We start from the raw sequence: 19,837 nt of genomic DNA on the forward strand, positions 1-19,837 counted from the left end.
CCGAGGGTTGATCATGACCGAGTTGGCGCGCTTGAAGTTCTATGCCACTCAGCCTCACTCTTGCAGTTATCTGCCTGAGGAGCAGGCCACGACCCTGTTTCTCGACCCAAGTCAGCCCATGGATGTGCATGTCTACGCAGACCTGTCGGAAATGGGCTTTCGTCGCAGCGGCGATCACTTGTATCGCCCCCATTGCCAGAATTGCAATGCGTGCGTGCCTGCGCGCATTCCCGTGGCGCCGTTCACCCCCAACCGTCAGCAGAAACGGATTTTCAAGCGCAACGCCGATTTGCAGGTGCGCCCGGCCAAACCCCAGTTCAGTGAAGAATACTTCGATCTGTATCAGCGCTACATCGAACAGCGTCACGCCGACGGCGACATGTACCCACCGAGCCGTGATCAATTCTCGACTTTTCTGGTGCGCGATCTGCCCTTCTCGCGTTTTTACGAGTTTCGTCTCGACGGACGGTTGCTGGCTGTCGCGGTGACTGATTTGCTGCCTAACGGCCTGTCAGCGGTGTACACGTTTTACGAACCGGCCGAAGAACGCCGCAGCCTTGGCCGTTTCGCCATCCTGTGGCAAATCGCCGAGAGCCAGCGCCTGGGGCTTGAGGCGGTGTACTTGGGTTACTGGATCAAAAACTGCAAAAAGATGAACTACAAGACCCAATATCGCCCTATCGAACTGCTGATTAATCAGCGCTGGGTCATCTTGAACTGAACACAAGCCGTAAACCCCTTGGCGTAAACACCATTTTTCGGGCACAATGCACGCCGCTTTTGCCTGGCGCAGTTGCACCGGGCCATTCATTGGATACCGAGGGCTTTACTGCATGTCGAAAGAAGACAGCTTCGAAATGGAAGGCACTGTCGTCGACACCCTGCCCAACACCATGTTTCGTGTGGAGTTGGAAAATGGGCACGTCGTAACCGCGCATATTTCCGGCAAGATGCGCAAGAACTACATTCGTATTCTTACCGGTGACAAAGTGCGCGTCGAGCTGACGCCCTATGATTTGAGCAAAGGGCGCATTACTTACCGCGCTCGTTAATCAAGTCAATACAGAACGCCCGGTTTATGCCGGGCGTTTTTGTTTGTCTGCGATTTGCTTGGGGTCTTGGGGTCTTGGGGTCTTTGGGTTTGGGGTTTGGGGTTTGGGAGCATATCCGTTGCTGCGGTAACGGCTGATTAGGGTTCCGCCCTTACGGCGGGTCACTTTTGGCAAACGCCCCAAAAGTAACCAAAAGGGCTGCTCCCGGACGTACGGCACTTCGCCTAGGCTCAGTGTTCCCTCGCTACGGTGTCCATCCGGGGGCATCGCCTCCGGTTTGCTGCGCTGCACCTCCTCTCGATGTGTTTGGCTTCGCCAAACGGCGCTGCGCGCCTACCCCGGATGAACACCTCCGCTCGGCCTGCCGATGGGCCTGAAGATCAAGAGCAGGATCAACAGCCAAATCAAAAGCCCCTCACCCTAGCCCTCTCCCGGAGGGAGAGGGGACTGACCGAGGTGTTTGAGAGAGCTACGCCGACATGAAATACCGAGTCGAATTCAGATTCTGAAAGGCTCGCAAATCGGCTCCCTCTCCTTGGACCATAGCCCTCTCCCGGAGGGAGAGAGGACTGGCCTAGGTGTTTGAGAGAGCTACGCCGACATGAAATACCGAGTCGAACTCGGATTCGAAAGGCTCACAAATCGGCTCCCTCTCCTTGGGGAGAGGGCTGGGGTGAGGGGCAAACCCAACACAAAACCAAAGCCGACCACACGCTTCTCACCACTCAACACAATGAGCGTCAGCTCAAGTACCGCTCTTGACCTTCACCAATCAACACAATGAGCGTTAGCTCAAGTACCGCTCTTGACCTTCACCACTCAACACAATGAGCGCTAGCTCAAGTACCGCTCTTGATCTTCACCACTCAACACAATGAGCGTTAGCTCAAGTACCGCTCCTGATCTTCACCACTCAACACAATGAGCGTTAGCTCGAGTACCGCTTTTGATCTCAACGCCCGTCGGAAGGCTGAGCGGAGGGGTTGATCCGGGGTGGGAGCGCAGCGACCGTTTGGCGCAGCCAAACACATCGAGAGGAGGTGCAGCGACCGTTTGGCGCAGCCAAACACATCGAGAGGAGGTGCAGCGAAGCAAACCGGAGGCGATGACCCCCGGATCGATCCCGCAGCGAAGGAACCCGAGCCACAGCGAGGGCCGTACGTCAGGGTAAAGCCTTTTTGGTTACTTTTTCGGCGTCTGGAAAAAGTGACCCGCCGTAAGGGCGGAACCCTAAGCCGCCATCACCGCAGCAACGGATATACACCCAAAACCCAAAAACTCCAGACAACAAAAAGGCGCCCGAAGGCGCCTTTCGCTTACAACAGGCCGTCAGGCCATCTCAGCGGTAGTCTCAAAGTCAAAGGTCAACTCACCATCCTTGATGTCGATGTGAACCACACCGCCATGCTCGGCCAGCTCGCCAAACAGAATCTCCTCCGCCAACGGACGCTTGATCTTGTCCTGAATCAGACGCGCCATCGGACGCGCACCCATCGCCGAGTCATAACCACCCGCCGCCAACCAACTGCGCGCCGCATCAGTAACCTCAAGCAACACACGCTTGTCTTCCAGCTGCGCCTGAAGCTCGGTAAGGAACTTGTCCACCACACTTTTGATGACCTCATGACTGAGGCGACCAAACTGGATAATGGTGTCCAGACGGTTACGGAACTCCGGCGTGAAGCTCTTCTTGATCACTTCCATCGCATCAGACGAGTGGTCCTGATGAGTGAAACCGATCGAAGCACGCGCCGCCGTTTCGGCACCGGCGTTGGTCGTCATGATCACGATCACATTGCGGAAATCCGCCTTGCGCCCGTTGTTATCGGTCAGCGTGCCGTGATCCATGACCTGCAGCAGCAGGTTGAAGACTTCCGGATGCGCCTTCTCGATTTCATCGAGCAGCAATACGCAATGCGGTTGCTTGGTGATCGCTTCGGTCAACAGACCGCCCTGATCAAAACCGACATAGCCTGGAGGCGCACCAATCAGACGCGATACGGTGTGGCGCTCCATGTACTCGGACATGTCGAAGCGAACCAGCTCGATCCCCAAGGCCTTGGCCAATTGCCGCGCGGCCTCGGTTTTACCGACACCGGTCGGACCTGCGAACAGGAACGAACCGACTGGCTTGTCCGGCGACTTGAGGCCGGCACGGGACAGCTTGATCGCAGTCGACAGCGAATCGATCGCGGCGTCCTGACCAAACACCGTCAGCTTCAGGTCACGCTCCAGATTACGCAGCAGTTCCTTGTCGGAACTGGTGACGTGCTTCGGCGGAATCCGCGCAATCTTCGCCACGATGTCTTCGACCTGTGGCACTTCAATGCGCTTCACACGTTTTTCGACCGGCTGCAGACGCTGGTAGGCGCCCGCCTCGTCGATCACGTCGATGGCCTTGTCCGGCATATGCCGGTCATTGATGTAGCGCGACGCCAGTTCAGCAGCGGCGCGCAACGACTCATCGCTATATTCGATGTTGTGGTGCGCTTCAAAACGCCCTTTCAGGCCGCGCAGGATGCCGATAGTGTCTTCCACCGACGGCTCGACGACATCGACTTTCTGGAAGCGCCGTGCCAAGGCACGATCCTTCTCGAAGATGCCACGGAATTCCTGGAACGTAGTCGAACCGATGCAACGAATGTCGCCAGACGACAGCAGCGGCTTGAGCAGATTCGAGGCATCCATGACGCCACCGGACGCAGCGCCGGCACCAATAATGGTGTGGATCTCGTCGATGAACAGGATCGCCTGCGGACGCTTTTTCAGTTCATTGAGCAGCGCCTTGAAGCGCTTCTCGAAATCACCGCGATACTTGGTGCCCGCGAGCAAAGCACCAAGGTCGAGCGAGTAAACGACGCTGTTGGCCAGCAGATCCGGCACCTGGTTGTCGACAATGCGCTTGGCCAGACCTTCGGCAATCGCGGTTTTACCCACACCTGCCTCACCGACCAGCAGCGGATTGTTTTTGCGCCGACGCGCAAGAATCTGCGCGACACGCTCGACTTCCGATTCGCGGCCGACCAACGGATCGATGCGACCCTGGCGCGCGAGTTCGTTGAGGTTGCTGGCATAAGCATCCAGAGGATTGCCTGAGGAAGAAGACTCACCGCCCTCGTCGTCCTGCATATCTTGTTCACCTTCAGAGTGATCGCCATGCCCCGGCACTTTGGAAATGCCGTGTGCGATGTAATTGACGACATCGATGCGCGCAACGCTCTGCTGTTTCAGCAGGAACACTGCCTGACTCTCTTGCTCACTGAAGATTGCAACCAGCACATTGGCGCCAGTTACTTCGCGTTTGCCCGAGCTCTGTACGTGGAAAACAGCACGTTGCAGTACACGCTGGAAGCCCAGGGTTGGCTGGGTTTCGCGATCTTCGTCATGAACGGGGATCAATGGCGTGGTGGAGTCGATGAACTCCTGCAGGTCATGCTTGAGTTTGTCGAGGTTTGCGCCGCAGGCACGCAAAACGGTGGCGGCAGCCTCATTGTCCAATAGGGCCAGCAGCAGGTGTTCGACGGTCATGAATTCATGACGTTTCGAACGAGCCTCCTTGAAGGCTAGATTGAGGGTGACTTCGAGCTCGCGGTTTAACATAGCTTCACCTCATACCCAAGTGGTCGGCGATTAACCGTCCTTCTCGATTTCACAGAGTAGCGGATGCTGGCTTTCCCTGGCGTACTGGTTGACCTGCATGGCCTTTGTCTCGGCGATGTCGCGGGTAAACACTCCACATACTGCCCGCCCTTCTGTGTGGACGGCCAGCATGACCTTGGTCGCCAGCTCGCGATTCAGGTTAAAAAACACCTCGAGCACTTCGACGACGAAATCCATCGGTGTGTAGTCATCGTTGAACAAAACCACCTTGTACATCGGCGGCGCCTGTAACGCAGGCTTTGCTTCCTGAACAGCAACGCCTGCCGAATCGTCGTCGTGCTCCTGTGGAAGATCCTTTTGGAGAAGCGGGCGATCCTGATTGAATGTTAGTCGAATCTGGCTGATTGCATGCATGGAAAGAAAGGTTCGTCAGTTGTGCAAATACAGTGGTGGGGGCGGTTGTTCACGTTTTCAACTCCGACTGCCCGGTCACCTTGACTATCGGGAAAACGGTGTTACAACCAATAGAGCCCACAGTGGGTAAAAAAGATCCGCGGAGTCAATCCTTTTAACGGATTAGATTGCGGATGACTTGGATGATACTCCAGCGATGGAGTCTGTTGCAGAGGGATTTGAGCATGGCTGTCGGCAAGGTGAAATGGTTCAACAATGCCAAGGGGTTCGGTTTCATCAACACCGATACCCATGAGGGTCGCGATGAGGATGGCAAAGAGATCGATTTCTTTGCGCACTACTCCGCCATTGAGATGGACGGGTATAAAACCCTGAAAGCGGGACAGCAGGTGAAATTCGACATCGTGCAAGGCCCGAAAGGCCTGCATGCGATAAAAATTCAAAACGAGCCAGCCGCAACAGATGCAGCCTCGGCCGCCGCTCTGGCGCAATCGGTCACCAGCTAAAACCAGTTTATCGCCTGCCAGAAAAAAACCGCCCGACTCGATCATTCGAGTCGGGCGGTTTTCGCATGCCTGCGATGCTTACATGTGTTTGATCAGCGCCTCACCGAAGCCCGAAGAAGACACCAGCGTGGCGCCTTCCATCAGACGTTCGAAGTCGTAGGTCACGGTCTTGGCCTTGATCGCGCCGTTGGTGCCTTTGATGATCAGGTCTGCCGCCTCGGTCCAGCCCAAGTGGCGCAGCATCATCTCGGCCGACAGAATCACCGAACCCGGGTTGACCTGGTCCTTGCCGGCATATTTCGGCGCAGTGCCGTGGGTGGCCTCGAACATGGCCACGGTGTCGGACAGGTTGGCGCCCGGCGCGATACCGATACCGCCCACTTCCGCCGCCAGCGCGTCGGAGAGGTAGTCACCGTTGAGGTTCAGGGTGGCGATCACATCGTATTCGGCCGGGCGCAGCAGGATCTGCTGGAGCATGGCGTCGGCGATGGCATCCTTGACGATGACTTCACGCCCGGTTTTCGGGTTCTTGAACTTCATCCACGGGCCGCCATCGAGCAACTCGGCACCGAATTCTTCCTTAGCCACCTCGTAGCCCCAGTCCTTGAAGGCACCTTCGGTGAACTTCATGATGTTGCCCTTGTGCACGATGGTCAGCGACTTGCGATCGTTGTCCACGACATATTGCAGGGCCTTGCGCACCAGGCGCTTGGTGCCTTCTTTGGAAACCGGCTTGATGCCGATGCCGCAATCCTGGTCGAAACGGATCTTGGTGACGCCCATTTCTTCTTTGAGGAACTTGATGACCTTGGTGGCTTCAGGGGAGCCGGCCTTCCATTCGATCCCGGCATAAATGTCTTCGGAGTTCTCGCGGAAGATCACCATGTCGACGTCGCCGGGCTTTTTCACCGGGCTTGGCACACCTTCGAACCACACCACCGGGCGCAGGCATACATAGAGATCGAGTTGCTGACGCAGGGCCACGTTCAGCGAGCGGATACCGCCACCGACCGGCGTGGTCAGCGGGCCTTTGATGGAAACCACGTAATCCTTGACCGCGTCCAGTGTTTCCTGGGGCAGCCAGGTGTCCTGGTCATAGACCTGAGTCGCTTTTTCGCCAGCGTAGACTTCCATCCAGGAAATCTTGCGCTTGCCTCCGTAGGCTTTCTCTACGGCAGCATCAACCACTTTGATCATCACAGGGCTGACGTCGACGCCAATGCCGTCACCTTCAATGAAGGGGATGATCGGGTTATCAGGAACATTGAGAGAATGGTCTGCATTGACGGTGATTTTGTCGCCGACGGCTGGAACCTGAATCTTCTTGTAACCCATGCTGAACTCCATTGTTTGGATTGAACATCTGGCTTGGTTCGAGCGTAACCCAGTTAAATCAACACGCAAACCCTCTGTTCACGGCGCGAGCACATCTGGTTTCGTACAAGCCTGAAAGCAAAGGGAAAAGCGCCAAACTCAAGCATTCGCGACGACTCTACGCCCCACCCCGCCCTGCGACCTTTAGACCAATGGACGAGATTCGTTGCATATGAACCATCGGCAGATTGCCAGCTACCTATGTATAATGCCGCCCGCTGACCACAGGGTCACGACGGCTGGCCTCTCTAGCACGAGACTTTCCGCCTGATTGGTCGGGTTGTTACCGCAGTCCGACTGCTTGACGCTCTACTGATGCACCCAACATCACCGCGAAGAATCTCGACATTCGGTTCATGGATGACTTTGAACGAACGCGCTTACCCGGCGCCCCTCGAGTTTCTGCGCACGCTTTAGCAAAGAAGAGAGAGTTAATCCGAATATGCCCACCCGCTCGAAGATCATCTATACCTTCACCGACGAAGCTCCAGCCCTCGCCACCTATTCCCTGCTGCCGATCATCGAGGCTTACACCGCCTCGGCCGATATCGCCGTGGAAACCCGCGATATCTCTCTTGCAGCGCGCATTCTGGCCAGCTTCCCCGAGCAACTGGGTGACAAAGCCGTAGCCGACCACCTCGCCGAACTGGGCGACCTGGCCGTTACGCCTGAAGCCAACATCATCAAGCTGCCGAACATCAGTGCTTCGGTGCCACAGCTGCAAGCCGCGATCAAAGAGCTGCAAGCTCAGGGTTACAACCTGCCGGACTACCCGGAAACCGTGACCAGCGACGCCGACAAAGACGCCAAGGCGCGTTACGACAAGGTCAAGGGCAGCGCCGTGAACCCGGTTCTGCGTGAAGGCAACTCCGACCGTCGCGCTCCGCTGTCGGTTAAAAACTATGCTCGCAAGCACCCGCACAAAATGGGCGCCTGGGCCAAAGACTCCAAGTCCCACGTCGCTCACATGAGCACCGGCGATTTCTACGGTAGCGAAAAAGCTGCCCTGATCGACGCCGCTGACGCTGTGAAGATCGAGCTGATCGCCAAAGACGGCACCGCGACCGTCCTGAAAGAAAAAACCACCGTTCAGGCTGGCGAGATCCTCGACTGCGCCGTGATGAGCAAAAACGCTCTGCGCGCGTTCATCGCTGCTGAAATCGACAGCGCCAAGGCGCAAGGCGTGCTGCTGTCGGTGCACCTGAAAGCGACCATGATGAAGGTCTCCGACCCGATCATGTTCGGCCAGATCGTTGCCGAGTTCTATAAAGACGCACTGACCAAGCACGCTGACGTGCTGGCCCAGATCGGCTTCAACCTGAACAACGGCATAGGCGATCTGTACGCGCGCATCAAGGCCCTGCCGGCCGAGCAGCAAGCACAGATCGAAGCTGATATGGCCGCGGTCTACGCCGCTCGTCCGTCGCTGGCGATGGTCAACTCCGACAAAGGCATCACCAACCTGCACGTGCCGAGCGACGTTATCGTCGACGCCTCGATGCCAGCGATGATCCGTGACTCCGGCAAGATGTGGGGCACCGACGGTCAGTTGCACGACACCAAGGCTGTGATCCCGGATCGTTGCTACGCGACCATCTACCAGGCTGTGATCGAAGATTGCAAAGCCAACGGCGCTTTCGATCCGACCACTATGGGCAGCGTGCCAAACGTTGGTCTGATGGCGAAGAAAGCCGAAGAGTACGGCTCGCACGACAAGACCTTCCAGATCAAGGCTGACGGCGTGGTTCGCGTGACCGACAGCAAAGGCACCCTGCTGATGGAACAGGCCGTTGAAGCCGGCGACATCTTCCGCATGTGCCAGACCAAAGACGCGCCGATCCAGGACTGGGTCAAACTGGCCGTCAACCGTGCCCGCGCAAGCAGCACCCCGGCTATTTTCTGGCTGGACCCGATGCGCGCTCACGACGGCGTAGTGATCGAGAAAGTTCAGGCTTACCTGAAGGATCACGACACTGCCGGTCTGGACATCCAGATCATGGCGCCGGTCGACGCCATGAAATACACCCTGCAGCGCACCCGCGAAGGCAAGGACACCATCTCGGTGACCGGCAACGTACTGCGCGACTACCTGACCGACCTGTTCCCGATCATGGAACTGGGCACCAGCGCCAAGATGCTGTCGATCGTGCCGCTGATGAACGGCGGTGGCTTGTTCGAAACCGGTGCCGGCGGTTCGGCTCCGAAGCACGTGCAGCAACTGGTTGAAGAGAACTTCCTGCGCTGGGATTCGCTGGGCGAGTTCCTCGCACTGGCGGCGTCCCTTGAGCATTTGGGTGTGAACTACAACAACCCGAAAGCACTGGTTCTGTCCAAGACCCTGGATCAGGCTACCGGCCAGTTCCTCGACAACAACAAGTCGCCATCGCGCAAAGTCGGCAACATCGACAACCGCGGCAGCCACTTCTACCTGGCGCTGTACTGGGCTCAGGCCCTGGCCGCCCAGACCGAAGACGCTGCACTGCAAGCGCAGTTCGCGACCCTGGCCAAAACCCTGACCGAGAACGAAGCAACCATCGTTGCCGAGCTCAATGCCGTTCAGGGCAAGCCAGTGGACATCGGCGGTTACTACCACGCCGACGCCGAGCTGATCAGCAAGGCCATGCGTCCAAGCGCAACCTTCAACGCGGCGATTGCTGCGCTGGTTTAAGGTTGTAAAGGGAACATCACAGACCCCGGCCCAGCGCCGGGGTTTGTGTTTCCGGGTTTTATGATCACCACAAAACCCTGTGGGAGCTGGCTTGCCAGCGATAGCGGTGGATCAGTCACCTTCAATGCTGAATGATAGGCCGCCATCGCTGGCAAGCCAGCTCCCACAGGGATCGGGTTCCAATATTCAAAAACGAGGACACCGTATGGAATGGCTCCCCCACATCACCGTCGCCACTATCGTCGAGGACAACGGCCGTTTCCTGATGGTCGAAGAGCACAAAGCCGGGCGTAACGTACTCAACCAGCCGGCCGGCCATCTCGACCCGAACGAAACCCTGATCGAAGCCGCCATCCGCGAAACCCTCGAAGAAACCGGCTGGGACGTCGAACCCATCGGCGTCGTCGGCATTTATCTGTACACCGCCCCGAGCAACGGCGTGACATACCAGCGCGTGTGCTTCAGCGCCAAAGCCGTCAAACACCACCCGGATTATCAACTCGACGACGGCATCGTCGGCGCCAAGTGGCTGAGCCGCGACGAATTAATCGCCCAACGCGACAACTGGCGCAGCGAGCTGATCATCCGTTGCATCGACGATTATCTGGCCGGTCATCACTTCAGCCTCGAACTGATCCGCCCTTCTCTTTAGCCTTGAGGACGTGAGCCTGATAGAATCGCGTCCTTTTTCAAGACACTCATTGAATCCCTATGCGTGATCCAGCCCCTTCTGACACATCCAAGAAGCGCGTCATTGTCGGCATGTCCGGCGGCGTGGACTCTTCCGTTTCCGCTCTCCTGCTGATCGAGCAGGGTTATGAGGTGGAAGGCCTGTTCATGAAGAACTGGGAAGAAGACGACGGAACGGAATACTGCACCGCCATGGACGACCTGGCGGACGCCCAGGCCGTGTGCGACAAAATCGGCATCAAGCTGCACACTGCCAACTTCGCCGCCGAGTACTGGGACAACGTGTTCGAGCACTTCCTCGCCGAATACAAGGCCGGGCGTACACCGAACCCGGACATCCTGTGCAACCGCGAGATCAAGTTCAAGGCGTTCCTCGACTACGCCATGATGCTCGGCGCCGACCTGATCGCCACCGGCCACTACGTGCGTCGTCGCGATATCGATGGCCGCACCGAACTGCTCAAGGGCCTCGATCCGAACAAGGATCAGAGCTACTTCCTCCACGCCGTCGGCGGCGAACAGATCGCCAAGACGCTGTTCCCGGTCGGCGAACTGGAAAAGCCGCAAGTGCGCGCCATTGCCGAGAAATACGAGCTGGCGACCGCCAAGAAGAAGGATTCCACCGGGATCTGCTTCATCGGCGAGCGTCGTTTCAGCGATTTCCTCAAGCAATATCTGCCGGCGCAACCGGGCGAGATCAAGACCACCGAAGGCGAAGTCATCGGCCGCCACCACGGCTTGATGTACCACACCATCGGCCAGCGCCAGGGCCTCGGCATCGGTGGTCTGAAAGATGCCGGCGACGAGCCGTGGTACGTGCTGCACAAGGATCTCGACACCAACGAGCTGATCGTCGGCCAGGGCAACAACCACCCGTGGCTGTTCTCCGGCGCCCTGCTCGCGTCGGAAATCTATTGGGTCAACCCGATCGACCTGAGCCAGCCGCTGCGCCTGACCGCGAAAGTGCGTTATCGCCAGAGCGATCAGGCCTGCACCCTGGAAAAAACCGCCAGCGGCTACCGCGCCGTGTTCGACGAACCGCAACGCGCAGTGACGCCGGGCCAGTCCGTGGTGTTCTATGACGGTGAAATCTGCCTCGGTGGCGGCGTGATCGAAGTCGCCGAGCCGTGGAGCGGTCAGGCATGAGCCCGACTCAGGAGCAACTGACGGCGCTCGGCGGTGTGTTTCTCGCCGCTGTTTTGGTCGACCGGATCGCCAAGACCGGCCAGACCAGCGAGGCCGGCCTGAGCTGCATGCTCGGCAGCCTATTGGTACGCGATCCGAAAGACACACTGGATGTTTACGGCGGCGACGACCTCAATCTGCGCGAAGGCTATCGAGCGCTGATCGGCGCATTGGAGCGCGATCCGAGCACCTTGCAGCGCGAGCCGTTGCGTTATGCCCTGTCGATGCTCGGTCTGGAACGTCAGCTGGCCAAGCGTGACGACATGCTCGACACCATCGGCAAGCGCCTGCCGCAAATTCAGTCGCAGGTCGAACACTTCGGCCCGGCCCACGAAAACGTCGTCGCCGCTTGCGGTGCGCTGTATCAGGACACCCTGAGCACCCTGCGCCAACGCATTCAGGTGCATGGCGACATGCGCAACCTGCAGCAGCCGAGCAACGCCTCGAAGATCCGCGCCCTGCTGCTCGCCGGTATCCGTTCAGCGCGCCTGTGGCGACAGCTCGGCGGCCACCGCTGGCAATTGGTGATCAGCCGTCGCAAATTGCTCAAAGAGCTGTATCCGTTGCTGCGCAGCGAGTAAACGCCACGCAATAAAAGTTTTGTAGCCTGTAACGCGTAATACGCCGGTCAGTTGGCAACGGACCGGCGGATTTTTTCATGTATGATACGCGCCCCATTTCGTTGCCCGACTGTCCGAGAACACCCCATGCAGCTTTCTTCGCTCACTGCGGTTTCCCCTGTTGACGGCCGCTACGCCGGCAAAACCCAGGCCCTGCGCCCGATTTTCAGCGAGTACGGCCTGATCCGTGCCCGCGTTCTGGTTGAAGTGCGCTGGCTCCAGCGCCTCGCCGCCCACGCCGGTATCCCGGAAGTGCCAGCCTTCTCCGCCGAGGCCAACGCCGTTCTCAATGAACTGGCTGAAAACTTCTCGCTGGAGCACGCCGAGCGCGTCAAAGAAATCGAGCGCACCACCAACCACGACGTCAAGGCGATCGAATACCTGCTCAAAGAGCAGGCGGCCAAGCTGCCGGAGCTGGCCAAGGTCAGCGAGTTCATCCACTTTGCCTGCACCAGCGAAGACATCAACAACCTGTCCCACGCCCTGATGCTGCGCGAAGGCCGTGACGACGTGATGCTGCCGCTGATGCGCCAGACTGCCAACGCCATCCGCGAACTGGCCATCCGTTTTGCCGACGTGCCAATGCTGTCGCGTACCCACGGCCAACCAGCCTCTCCGACCACTCTGGGTAAAGAGCTGGCGAACGTGGTCTACCGTCTCGAGCGCCAGATCGCTCAAGTCGCTGCCGTGCCGCTGCTGGGCAAGATCAACGGTGCTGTCGGCAACTACAACGCGCACCTGTCGGCCTACCCGCAGATCGACTGGGAAGCCAACGCTCGCGCTTTCATCGAAGACGAACTGGGTCTGGGCTTCAACCCGTACACCACGCAGATCGAACCGCACGACTACATTGCCGAGCTGTTCGACGCCATTGCGCGCTTCAACACCATCCTGATCGACTTCGACCGTGACATCTGGGGCTACATTTCCCTGGGTTACTTCAAGCAGCGCACCATCGCTGGTGAAATCGGTTCGTCGACCATGCCGCACAAGGTCAACCCGATCGACTTCGAAAACTCCGAAGGCAACCTGGGCATCGCCAACGCACTGTTCCAGCATCTGGCGAGCAAACTGCCAATCTCCCGCTGGCAGCGCGACCTGACCGACTCCACCGTACTGCGCAACCTCGGTGTCGGCTTCGCCCACAGCGTGATCGCTTACGAAGCCAGCCTCAAAGGCATCAGCAAACTGGAGCTCAACGAGCAAAAGATTGCCGCTGACCTCGACGCTTGCTGGGAAGTTTTGGCTGAGCCGATCCAGACCGTGATGCGTCGTTACAACATCGAAAACCCGTACGAGAAGCTGAAAGAACTGACCCGCGGCAAGGGCATCAGCCCTGAAGCGTTGCAGACTTTCATCGACGGCCTGGACATGCCAGCCGAAGCGAAAGCCGAGCTGAAACAGCTGACCCCGGCCAACTACATCGGCAACGCTGTAGCGCAAGCCAAACGCATCTGATCGACCGCTTGACCCGTTTGAGACGCCCGGCCGCGCCGGGCGTTTTTATTCCCGTCTGAAAAGTGCTTTTTTTCAATAGGTTACATATGAATTCCGATATTCCTCTTCAACTTCTGGGCGGTCTCACGGCGCGCGAATTCCTGCGCGACTACTGGCAGAAAAAGCCACTGCTGATCCGCCAGGCGATTCCTGACTTCGAAAGCCCGATCGACGCCGACGAACTGGCCGGCCTGGCCCTGGAAGAAGAAGTCGAATCGCGTCTGGTGATCGAACACGGCGAGCGCCCATGGGAACTGCGTCGCGGCCCGTTCGCTGAAGACGAATTCAGCAAGCTGCCGGAAAAAGAGTGGACCCTGCTCGTTCAGGCAGTCGATCAATTCGTACCGGAAGTCAGCGAGCTGCTGGAAAACTTCCGCTTCCTGCCGAGCTGGCGCGTCGACGACGTGATGATCAGCTTCGCCGCCCCGGGTGGCAGCGTTGGTCCGCACTTCGACAACTACGACGTGTTCCTGCTGCAAGGTCACGGCAAGCGCAACTGGAAAATCGGCCAGATGTGCGATTCCGAGAGCCCGCTGCTGCAACACGCGGACCTGCGCATCCTCGCCGAATTCCATGAGACCGAAGAGTGGGTGCTGGAACCGGGCGACATGCTCTACCTGCCGCCACGCCTGGCCCACTGCGGTGTCGCGGTCGACAACTGCATGACCTATTCGGTTGGCTTCCGCGCACCGAGCGCCTCCGAAGTACTGACCCACTTCACCGACTTCCTCAGCCAGTTCCTGACCGACGAAGAACGTTACACCGATGCCGACGCGCAGCCAGCGGCCGATCCACACCAGATTCAACATGACGCACTGGATCGCCTGAAGAGCCTGCTCGCCGAGCACATGAGCGACGAGCGCCTGCTGCTGACCTGGTTCGGCCAGTACATGACCGAGCCGCGCTACCCGGAACTGGTGGTTGGCCCGGAAGAAGTCGAAGAAGAAGACTTCCTCAGCGCCCTGCAAGATGGCGCGATACTAATCCGCAACCCGAGCGCGCGCCTGGCCTGGTCGGAAGTCGATGACGATCTGCTGCTGTTCGCCAGCGGCCAGAGCCGTTATTTGCCGGGCAAACTGCGCGAGCTGCTGAAGCTGATCTGCGCCGCCGACGCCCTGCACACCGACAACCTCGGTGAGTGGCTGAACGATGAAGACGGTCGCGGCCTGCTGTGCGAACTGGTCAAGCAAGGCAGCCTGGGGTTCGCCGATGAATAAGATTCGCGTACGTGTCGCAGACTGGCAAAAGGACATCGCCGAGATCCGGCGCATTCGTGAAACGGTGTTCATCGCCGAACAATCGGTACCCCCTGAGCTGGAATGGGACGCGGATGACGCGACTGCAGTGCATTTTCTGGCGTTCGAAGGCGACTTTCCGATCGGTACTGCCCGCCTGTTGCCCGATGGACACATCGGCCGGGTTTCGGTGCTGAAGGACTGGCGCGGGATGAAGGTCGGCGATGCGCTGATGCAAGCGGTGATTGCCGAAGCGGAAGCGCGCGGTCTGGAACAGCAGATGCTCAGCGCTCAGGTGCAGGCCACGGCGTTTTATGAGCGCCTGGGTTTCAGCCTGGTCAGTGAGGAGTTCCTGGAAGCAGGAATTCCGCATGTCGACATGGTTCGCCATTCGGCCTGAACGCTGCCCTGATCGTTCCCACGCTCTGCGTGGGAATGCCTCTCGGGACGCTCCGCGTCCCTTGCGACATGTGACGCAGAGCGTCACTGGCTGCATTCCCACGCCGAGCGTGGGAACGATCACCACAAGAGCAGCTCTCAAAACGCCCCGCCATTTTCGGATGCCGGGGCGTTTTGCTGTCTACGATTCAACTTGCCCCACCCCGGGCCGACAAACTGGCAATATCAAGCCTTTCGAAAGCGGAGATAACGGACATGTCCCTACGCACCCTGCTCACCACCCTGCTGCTTGGTTGCAGTTTCTCGGTGATGGCAGCCACAGAAATCGTGCCACTCAATTACCGCACCAGCGCCGACATGCTGCCGATGGCGCAAGACTTTCTCGGCAAGGACGGCCAGGTCAGTGCCTATGGCAATCAACTGATCATCAAGGCCGAGCCGGACAAGATCCAGGAACTCAAGGCACTGATCACCCAGCTCGACACCGCGCCGAAGCGCCTGCTGATCACAGTCGACACCAATGAAAACAATGGTCGTGGCGACGAAGGTTATTCAGTCAACGGCGCGCAAACGCGCATCATCAGTCGCAGCACCGCCAGCCGCGACGGCGGCGTGCAGCAGGTGCAGGCCACCGACGGCATGCCCGCACTGATTCAGGTTGGCCAGAGCGTGCCGATCACCAGCAGCCAGAGCAATTCCTACGGCGACTACAGCAGCCAGACCCAATATCGCAACGTCACCCAGGGTTTCTATGTCACCGCCAGCGTCACCGGCGACATCGTTCATCTGGCGATCAGTACCAACCGTGACCGCATGAGCCAGGAACGTCCCGATGTAGTGAACGTGCAAAGCACCGACACAACGGTCAGCGGACGCCTGGGTGAATGGATCACGCTGGCGGGCGTGAATCGCCAGACTCAGGCTGATAAACAGGGCCTGACCCGCAGCTACTCGACTCAAGGCCGGGATGACATGACCCTGAAGGTCAAAGTCGACGCCTTGGACTAAAGCACCGAAAACTGACTGATTAGTCGTATTAGACGAAAGATGTAGTGCTTGAAAAAAAGCACTACAAAATGTTTGACGGGTTAAAAAAGCGAAGGCATGATGGCCTCGCTCCCGCTAATCAGAGGCCCTGGCAAGGGCCTTCGAAGCGATGTTCGCACCTACCCCGCGAACCGCTTCGTGTCTGTACCGCCCACAAGGCGTGTTTGACGAGGTTGCCGACTGGAACGAAGTTGTCCCGAGGGACGGAAGCGTAATTTAGGTAACCCGGCATCACACTGTAGTTCGTATAAAGGCCCACGACGCCCGAATGCGCCCGCCAGTTTCGCCCTTACCTGCTCACTTCCCCTCGAGCCCATCGTTCATCCCGTCGCCTACCCCGCCGAATCCGACTTGACCACCTAAGCTTCTGGTCAGCGAGCGCAGGAATTTTCCACCGCAGAACAACTTTTCATAAAGACGCGACGAGGTTTATCTCCATGGCACTGACACGCGAACAGCAAATTGCAGCCCTCGAAAAAGACTGGGCTGAAAACCCGCGCTGGAAAGGCGTGACACGCACTTACTCCGCTGCTGACGTCGTCCGTCTGCGTGGCTCGGTTCAACCTGAGCACACCTTCGCAAAAATGGGCGCCGAGAAGCTGTGGAACCTGGTCACCCAGGGTGCCAAGCCGTCCTTCCGTCCTGAGAAAGATTTCGTCAACTGCATGGGCGCCCTGACCGGCGGCCAGGCTGTGCAACAGGTTAAAGCCGGTATCCAGGCGATCTACCTGTCGGGCTGGCAAGTGGCTGCGGACAACAACTCCGCAGAATCCATGTACCCGGACCAATCGCTGTACCCGGTGGACTCGGTGCCAACCGTGGTCAAGCGCATCAACAACTCGTTCCGTCGTGCTGATCAGATCCAGTGGAAAGCCGGCAAGAACCCGGGCGACGAAGGCTACATCGACTACTTCGCGCCAATCGTGGCTGACGCTGAAGCCGGTTTCGGCGGCGTTCTGAACGCCTATGAGCTGATGAAGAGCATGATCGAAGCAGGCGCCGCCGGCGTTCACTTCGAAGACCAGCTGGCTTCCGTGAAGAAGTGCGGTCACATGGGCGGTAAAGTACTGGTGCCTACTCAGGAAGCCGTGCAGAAACTGACCGCTGCTCGCTTGGCTGCAGACGTTGCCGGTACGCCGACCATCATCCTGGCCCGCACCGACGCCAACGCGGCTGACCTGCTGACTTCCGATTGCGACCCGTACGACCAGCCGTTCGTGACTGGCGAGCGCACTCAGGAAGGTTTCTACAAGGTTCGTGCCGGTCTGGATCAAGCGATCGCTCGTGGCCTGGCTTACGCGCCGTACGCCGACCTGATCTGGTGCGAAACCGCCAAGCCGGATCTGGACGAGGCACGTCGCTTCGCTGAAGCGATCAAAAAGGAATACCCGGACCAACTGCTGTCGTACAACTGCTCGCCTTCCTTCAACTGGAAGAAAAACCTGGACGACGCGACCATCGCCAAGTTCCAGCGCGAACTGTCCGCCATGGGCTACAAGCACCAGTTCATCACCCTGGCCGGCATTCACAACATGTGGCACAGCATGTTCAACCTGGCGCACGACTACGCCCGCAACGACATGACTGCCTACGTGAAGCTGCAAGAGCAGGAATTTGCTGACGCTGCCAAGGGTTACACCTTCGTGGCTCACCAGCAGGAAGTGGGCACCGGCTACTTCGACGACATGACCACCGTGATTCAGGGTGGCTCGTCCTCGGTAACCGCACTGACCGGTTCGACTGAAGAAGAACAGTTCCACTGATTCTGCTTCGCCTGAGCAAACGGCCTCTGCGGATCGTATAGAAAGCTAACCGCAGAGCTGCAAAACTGACGCCCCGACTGGTTCGGGGCGTTTTTTTTGACTAGGTTTTAATGAACACCACAAATCTCTGTAGGAGTGAGCCTGCTCGCGATAGCGATGGGTCAGTCACCGCATGCGCAAGCTGACACACCGCTATCGCGAGCAGGCTCACTCCTACAGGGATCGGGTTAGCCCGGACAAAAACATTGACCCAGAGCGGTATCGACATCAGAAAAATCGGTTAAAACGGGCGCCACCGCTACTTGCAGTAACAGGCATATAAGACAACTTCCTGGTTACTGCACCGCTAAACAGTTACAAAACCACCTCAAACGATATTAATTATCATTTAGCCGCAACTATGTTCGTTACATTTCCCACAAAACATAATTCACGCAAAACCGGCTAATGCCCGCAACGCATGGGCTGCAGGGCATCGGAGGTGTGCTATGTCCTTATTCCAATAAATAATTTCGCTATAGGAATTTTACTTGCAGGGTGTTTAGCCATAAAATCAGCGCGATTGATTGCTGCGACATATCGTCACTGCCTTATTTCTTTATCAAGCTCAGAGACCTTTGCTCTCTGTTAAGGATTACCAGCATGCCCGAAGCGACAGGACTCATGGCCCACAACTGGGGCTTTGCCATTTTCCTTCTGGGTGTAGTCGGCCTGTGTGCCTTCATGCTCGGCGTCTCCAGCCTCCTCGGGTCAAAAGCCTGGGGCCGCAGCAAAAACGAACCGTTCGAGTCCGGCATGCTACCTACCGGTGGCGCCCGCTTACGGCTCTCAGCCAAATTCTATCTGGTCGCGATGCTGTTCGTGATCTTCGATATCGAAGCCCTCTTTCTCTTTGCATGGTCTGTGTCCGTCCGCGAAAGCGGCTGGACCGGATTCGTCGAAGCTCTCGTTTTCATAGCAATTCTGTTGGCAGGTCTTGTCTACCTGTTCCGAGTGGGCGCCCTTGACTGGGCTCCGGAAGCTCGTCGCAAGCGGCAGGCGAAGCTGAAACAATGAGGCTTTGGCAATGCAATACAATCTCACCAGAATCGACCCCGATGCTCCTAACGAGCAGTATCCGATTGGCGAACGGGAAACCGTTTCCGATCCGTTAGAAGATCAAGTTCACAAAAACATTTTCATGGGCAAGCTGGAAGACGTGCTGAACGGTGCGGTCAACTGGGGACGTAAGAACTCCCTGTGGCCGTACAACTTCGGCTTGTCGTGCTGCTACGTGGAAATGACCACCGCCTTCACGGCGCCCCACGACATCGCGCGCTTTGGCGCCGAAGTTATCCGGGCATCACCGCGTCAGGCCGACTTCATGGTTATCGCCGGTACCTGCTTCATCAAGATGGCGCCGATCATTCAGCGTCTCTACGAGCAAATGCTCGAACCGAAATGGGTTATCTCCATGGGTTCGTGCGCCAACTCCGGTGGCATGTACGACATCTACTCTGTGGTTCAAGGGGTGGACAAGTTCTTGCCCGTGGACGTCTACGTACCTGGCTGCCCGCCCCGTCCAGAAGCATTTCTGCAAGGCTTGATGCTGTTGCAGGAATCGATTGGCCAGGAGCGTCGCCCACTGTCCTGGGTCGTTGGTGATCAAGGCGTTTATCGCGCCGACATGCCTTCGCAGAAAGAACAGCGCCGCGAACAGCGAATCGCAGTCACAAACCTGCGCAGCCCTGACGAAGTCTGATCCAGATCTGTTCTTACAAAGAAACGAGAAGCTGGCTTCATTCTTT

General features: G+C 58.0%; 17 protein-coding genes. 14 read left to right on the forward strand and 3 right to left on the reverse strand.

Going from position 1 to position 19,837, the window contains the following annotated elements:
- The first annotated feature begins 13 nt into the window (after positions 1–13).
- Both ACVVH8_RS18605 and infA read left to right on the forward strand, forming a co-directional pair.
- Positions 14–721, forward strand: coding sequence for an arginyltransferase (locus ACVVH8_RS18605; protein WP_103306781.1), 708 nt, complete (start codon positions 14–16; stop codon positions 719–721).
- A 112-nt stretch (positions 722–833) separates the two neighbouring features.
- Entirely contained in the window at positions 834–1,052 is a 219-nt protein-coding gene (gene infA / locus ACVVH8_RS18610) for a translation initiation factor IF-1 (protein ID WP_002553999.1), read from the forward strand.
- A gap of 1,329 nt (positions 1,053–2,381) precedes the next feature.
- Here the strand turns inward: infA and clpA are convergent.
- Positions 2,382–4,652 (reverse strand): ATP-dependent Clp protease ATP-binding subunit ClpA, encoded by a 2,271-nt coding sequence (gene clpA / locus ACVVH8_RS18615; protein ID WP_103306784.1) that lies wholly within the window; start codon positions 4,650–4,652, stop codon positions 2,382–2,384.
- Positions 4,653–4,682: 30 nt separating this feature from the next.
- Complete coding sequence (gene clpS / locus ACVVH8_RS18620; RefSeq protein ID WP_011334948.1) at positions 4,683–5,066, reverse strand: ATP-dependent Clp protease adapter ClpS; 384 nt, start codon at positions 5,064–5,066, stop codon at positions 4,683–4,685.
- A 224-nt stretch (positions 5,067–5,290) separates the two neighbouring features.
- Between clpS and ACVVH8_RS18625 the strand changes: the two genes are divergently transcribed.
- Complete coding sequence (locus tag ACVVH8_RS18625) at positions 5,291–5,572, forward strand: cold shock domain-containing protein (protein WP_212809455.1); 282 nt, start codon at positions 5,291–5,293, stop codon at positions 5,570–5,572.
- 78 nt (positions 5,573–5,650) lie between these two features.
- Here ACVVH8_RS18625 and icd read toward each other — a convergent pair whose 3' ends face one another.
- Entirely contained in the window at positions 5,651–6,907 is a 1,257-nt protein-coding gene (gene icd, locus ACVVH8_RS18630; protein ID WP_095192705.1) for an NADP-dependent isocitrate dehydrogenase, read from the reverse strand.
- 481 nt (positions 6,908–7,388) lie between these two features.
- Here icd and ACVVH8_RS18635 point away from each other — a divergent pair, with 481 nt between their 5' ends.
- From ACVVH8_RS18635 to ACVVH8_RS18685, 11 genes are all read left to right on the forward strand, one after another.
- The gene (locus ACVVH8_RS18635; protein ID WP_103306786.1) at positions 7,389–9,614 is read left to right on the forward strand and encodes an NADP-dependent isocitrate dehydrogenase; all 2,226 of its coding nucleotides are present in this window, start codon (positions 7,389–7,391) and stop codon (positions 9,612–9,614) included.
- 205 nt (positions 9,615–9,819) lie between these two features.
- On the forward strand, positions 9,820–10,266 hold the full coding sequence (locus ACVVH8_RS18640; RefSeq protein WP_475225506.1) for an NUDIX hydrolase: 447 nt from the start codon (positions 9,820–9,822) through the stop codon (positions 10,264–10,266).
- Positions 10,267–10,325: 59 nt separating this feature from the next.
- Positions 10,326–11,450 (forward strand): tRNA 2-thiouridine(34) synthase MnmA, encoded by a 1,125-nt coding sequence (gene mnmA, locus ACVVH8_RS18645; protein ID WP_475225509.1) that lies wholly within the window; start codon positions 10,326–10,328, stop codon positions 11,448–11,450.
- Positions 11,447–12,070, forward strand: coding sequence for a high frequency lysogenization protein HflD (gene hflD / locus ACVVH8_RS18650; protein WP_103306789.1), 624 nt, complete (start codon positions 11,447–11,449; stop codon positions 12,068–12,070). The genes mnmA and hflD overlap by 4 nt, the downstream gene beginning before the upstream one ends.
- A 126-nt stretch (positions 12,071–12,196) precedes the next feature.
- The gene (purB, locus tag ACVVH8_RS18655) at positions 12,197–13,567 is read left to right on the forward strand and encodes an adenylosuccinate lyase (RefSeq protein ID WP_003223822.1); all 1,371 of its coding nucleotides are present in this window, start codon (positions 12,197–12,199) and stop codon (positions 13,565–13,567) included.
- Positions 13,568–13,653: 86 nt separating this feature from the next.
- A complete protein-coding gene (locus ACVVH8_RS18660; protein ID WP_201237675.1) occupies positions 13,654–14,823 on the forward strand; it encodes a ribosomal protein uL16 3-hydroxylase in 1,170 nt (389 codons plus the stop codon).
- On the forward strand, positions 14,816–15,241 hold the full coding sequence (locus ACVVH8_RS18665) for a GNAT family N-acetyltransferase (RefSeq protein ID WP_475225512.1): 426 nt from the start codon (positions 14,816–14,818) through the stop codon (positions 15,239–15,241). Before ACVVH8_RS18660 ends, ACVVH8_RS18665 begins: the two co-directional genes overlap by 8 nt.
- 254 nt (positions 15,242–15,495) lie before the next feature.
- On the forward strand, positions 15,496–16,248 hold the full coding sequence (locus tag ACVVH8_RS18670; RefSeq protein ID WP_475225514.1) for a secretin N-terminal domain-containing protein: 753 nt from the start codon (positions 15,496–15,498) through the stop codon (positions 16,246–16,248).
- A gap of 476 nt (positions 16,249–16,724) precedes the next feature.
- Entirely contained in the window at positions 16,725–18,050 is a 1,326-nt protein-coding gene (gene aceA, locus ACVVH8_RS18675; protein WP_186622975.1) for an isocitrate lyase, read from the forward strand.
- 642 nt (positions 18,051–18,692) lie between these two features.
- Complete coding sequence (locus tag ACVVH8_RS18680) at positions 18,693–19,106, forward strand: NADH-quinone oxidoreductase subunit A (protein ID WP_003223812.1); 414 nt, start codon at positions 18,693–18,695, stop codon at positions 19,104–19,106.
- 10 nt (positions 19,107–19,116) lie between these two features.
- A complete protein-coding gene (locus ACVVH8_RS18685; RefSeq protein WP_103306792.1) occupies positions 19,117–19,791 on the forward strand; it encodes a NuoB/complex I 20 kDa subunit family protein in 675 nt (224 codons plus the stop codon).
- Positions 19,792–19,837: the final 46 nt, after the last annotated feature.

This window comes from Pseudomonas trutticola BRTCR10 (assembly GCF_056155105.1).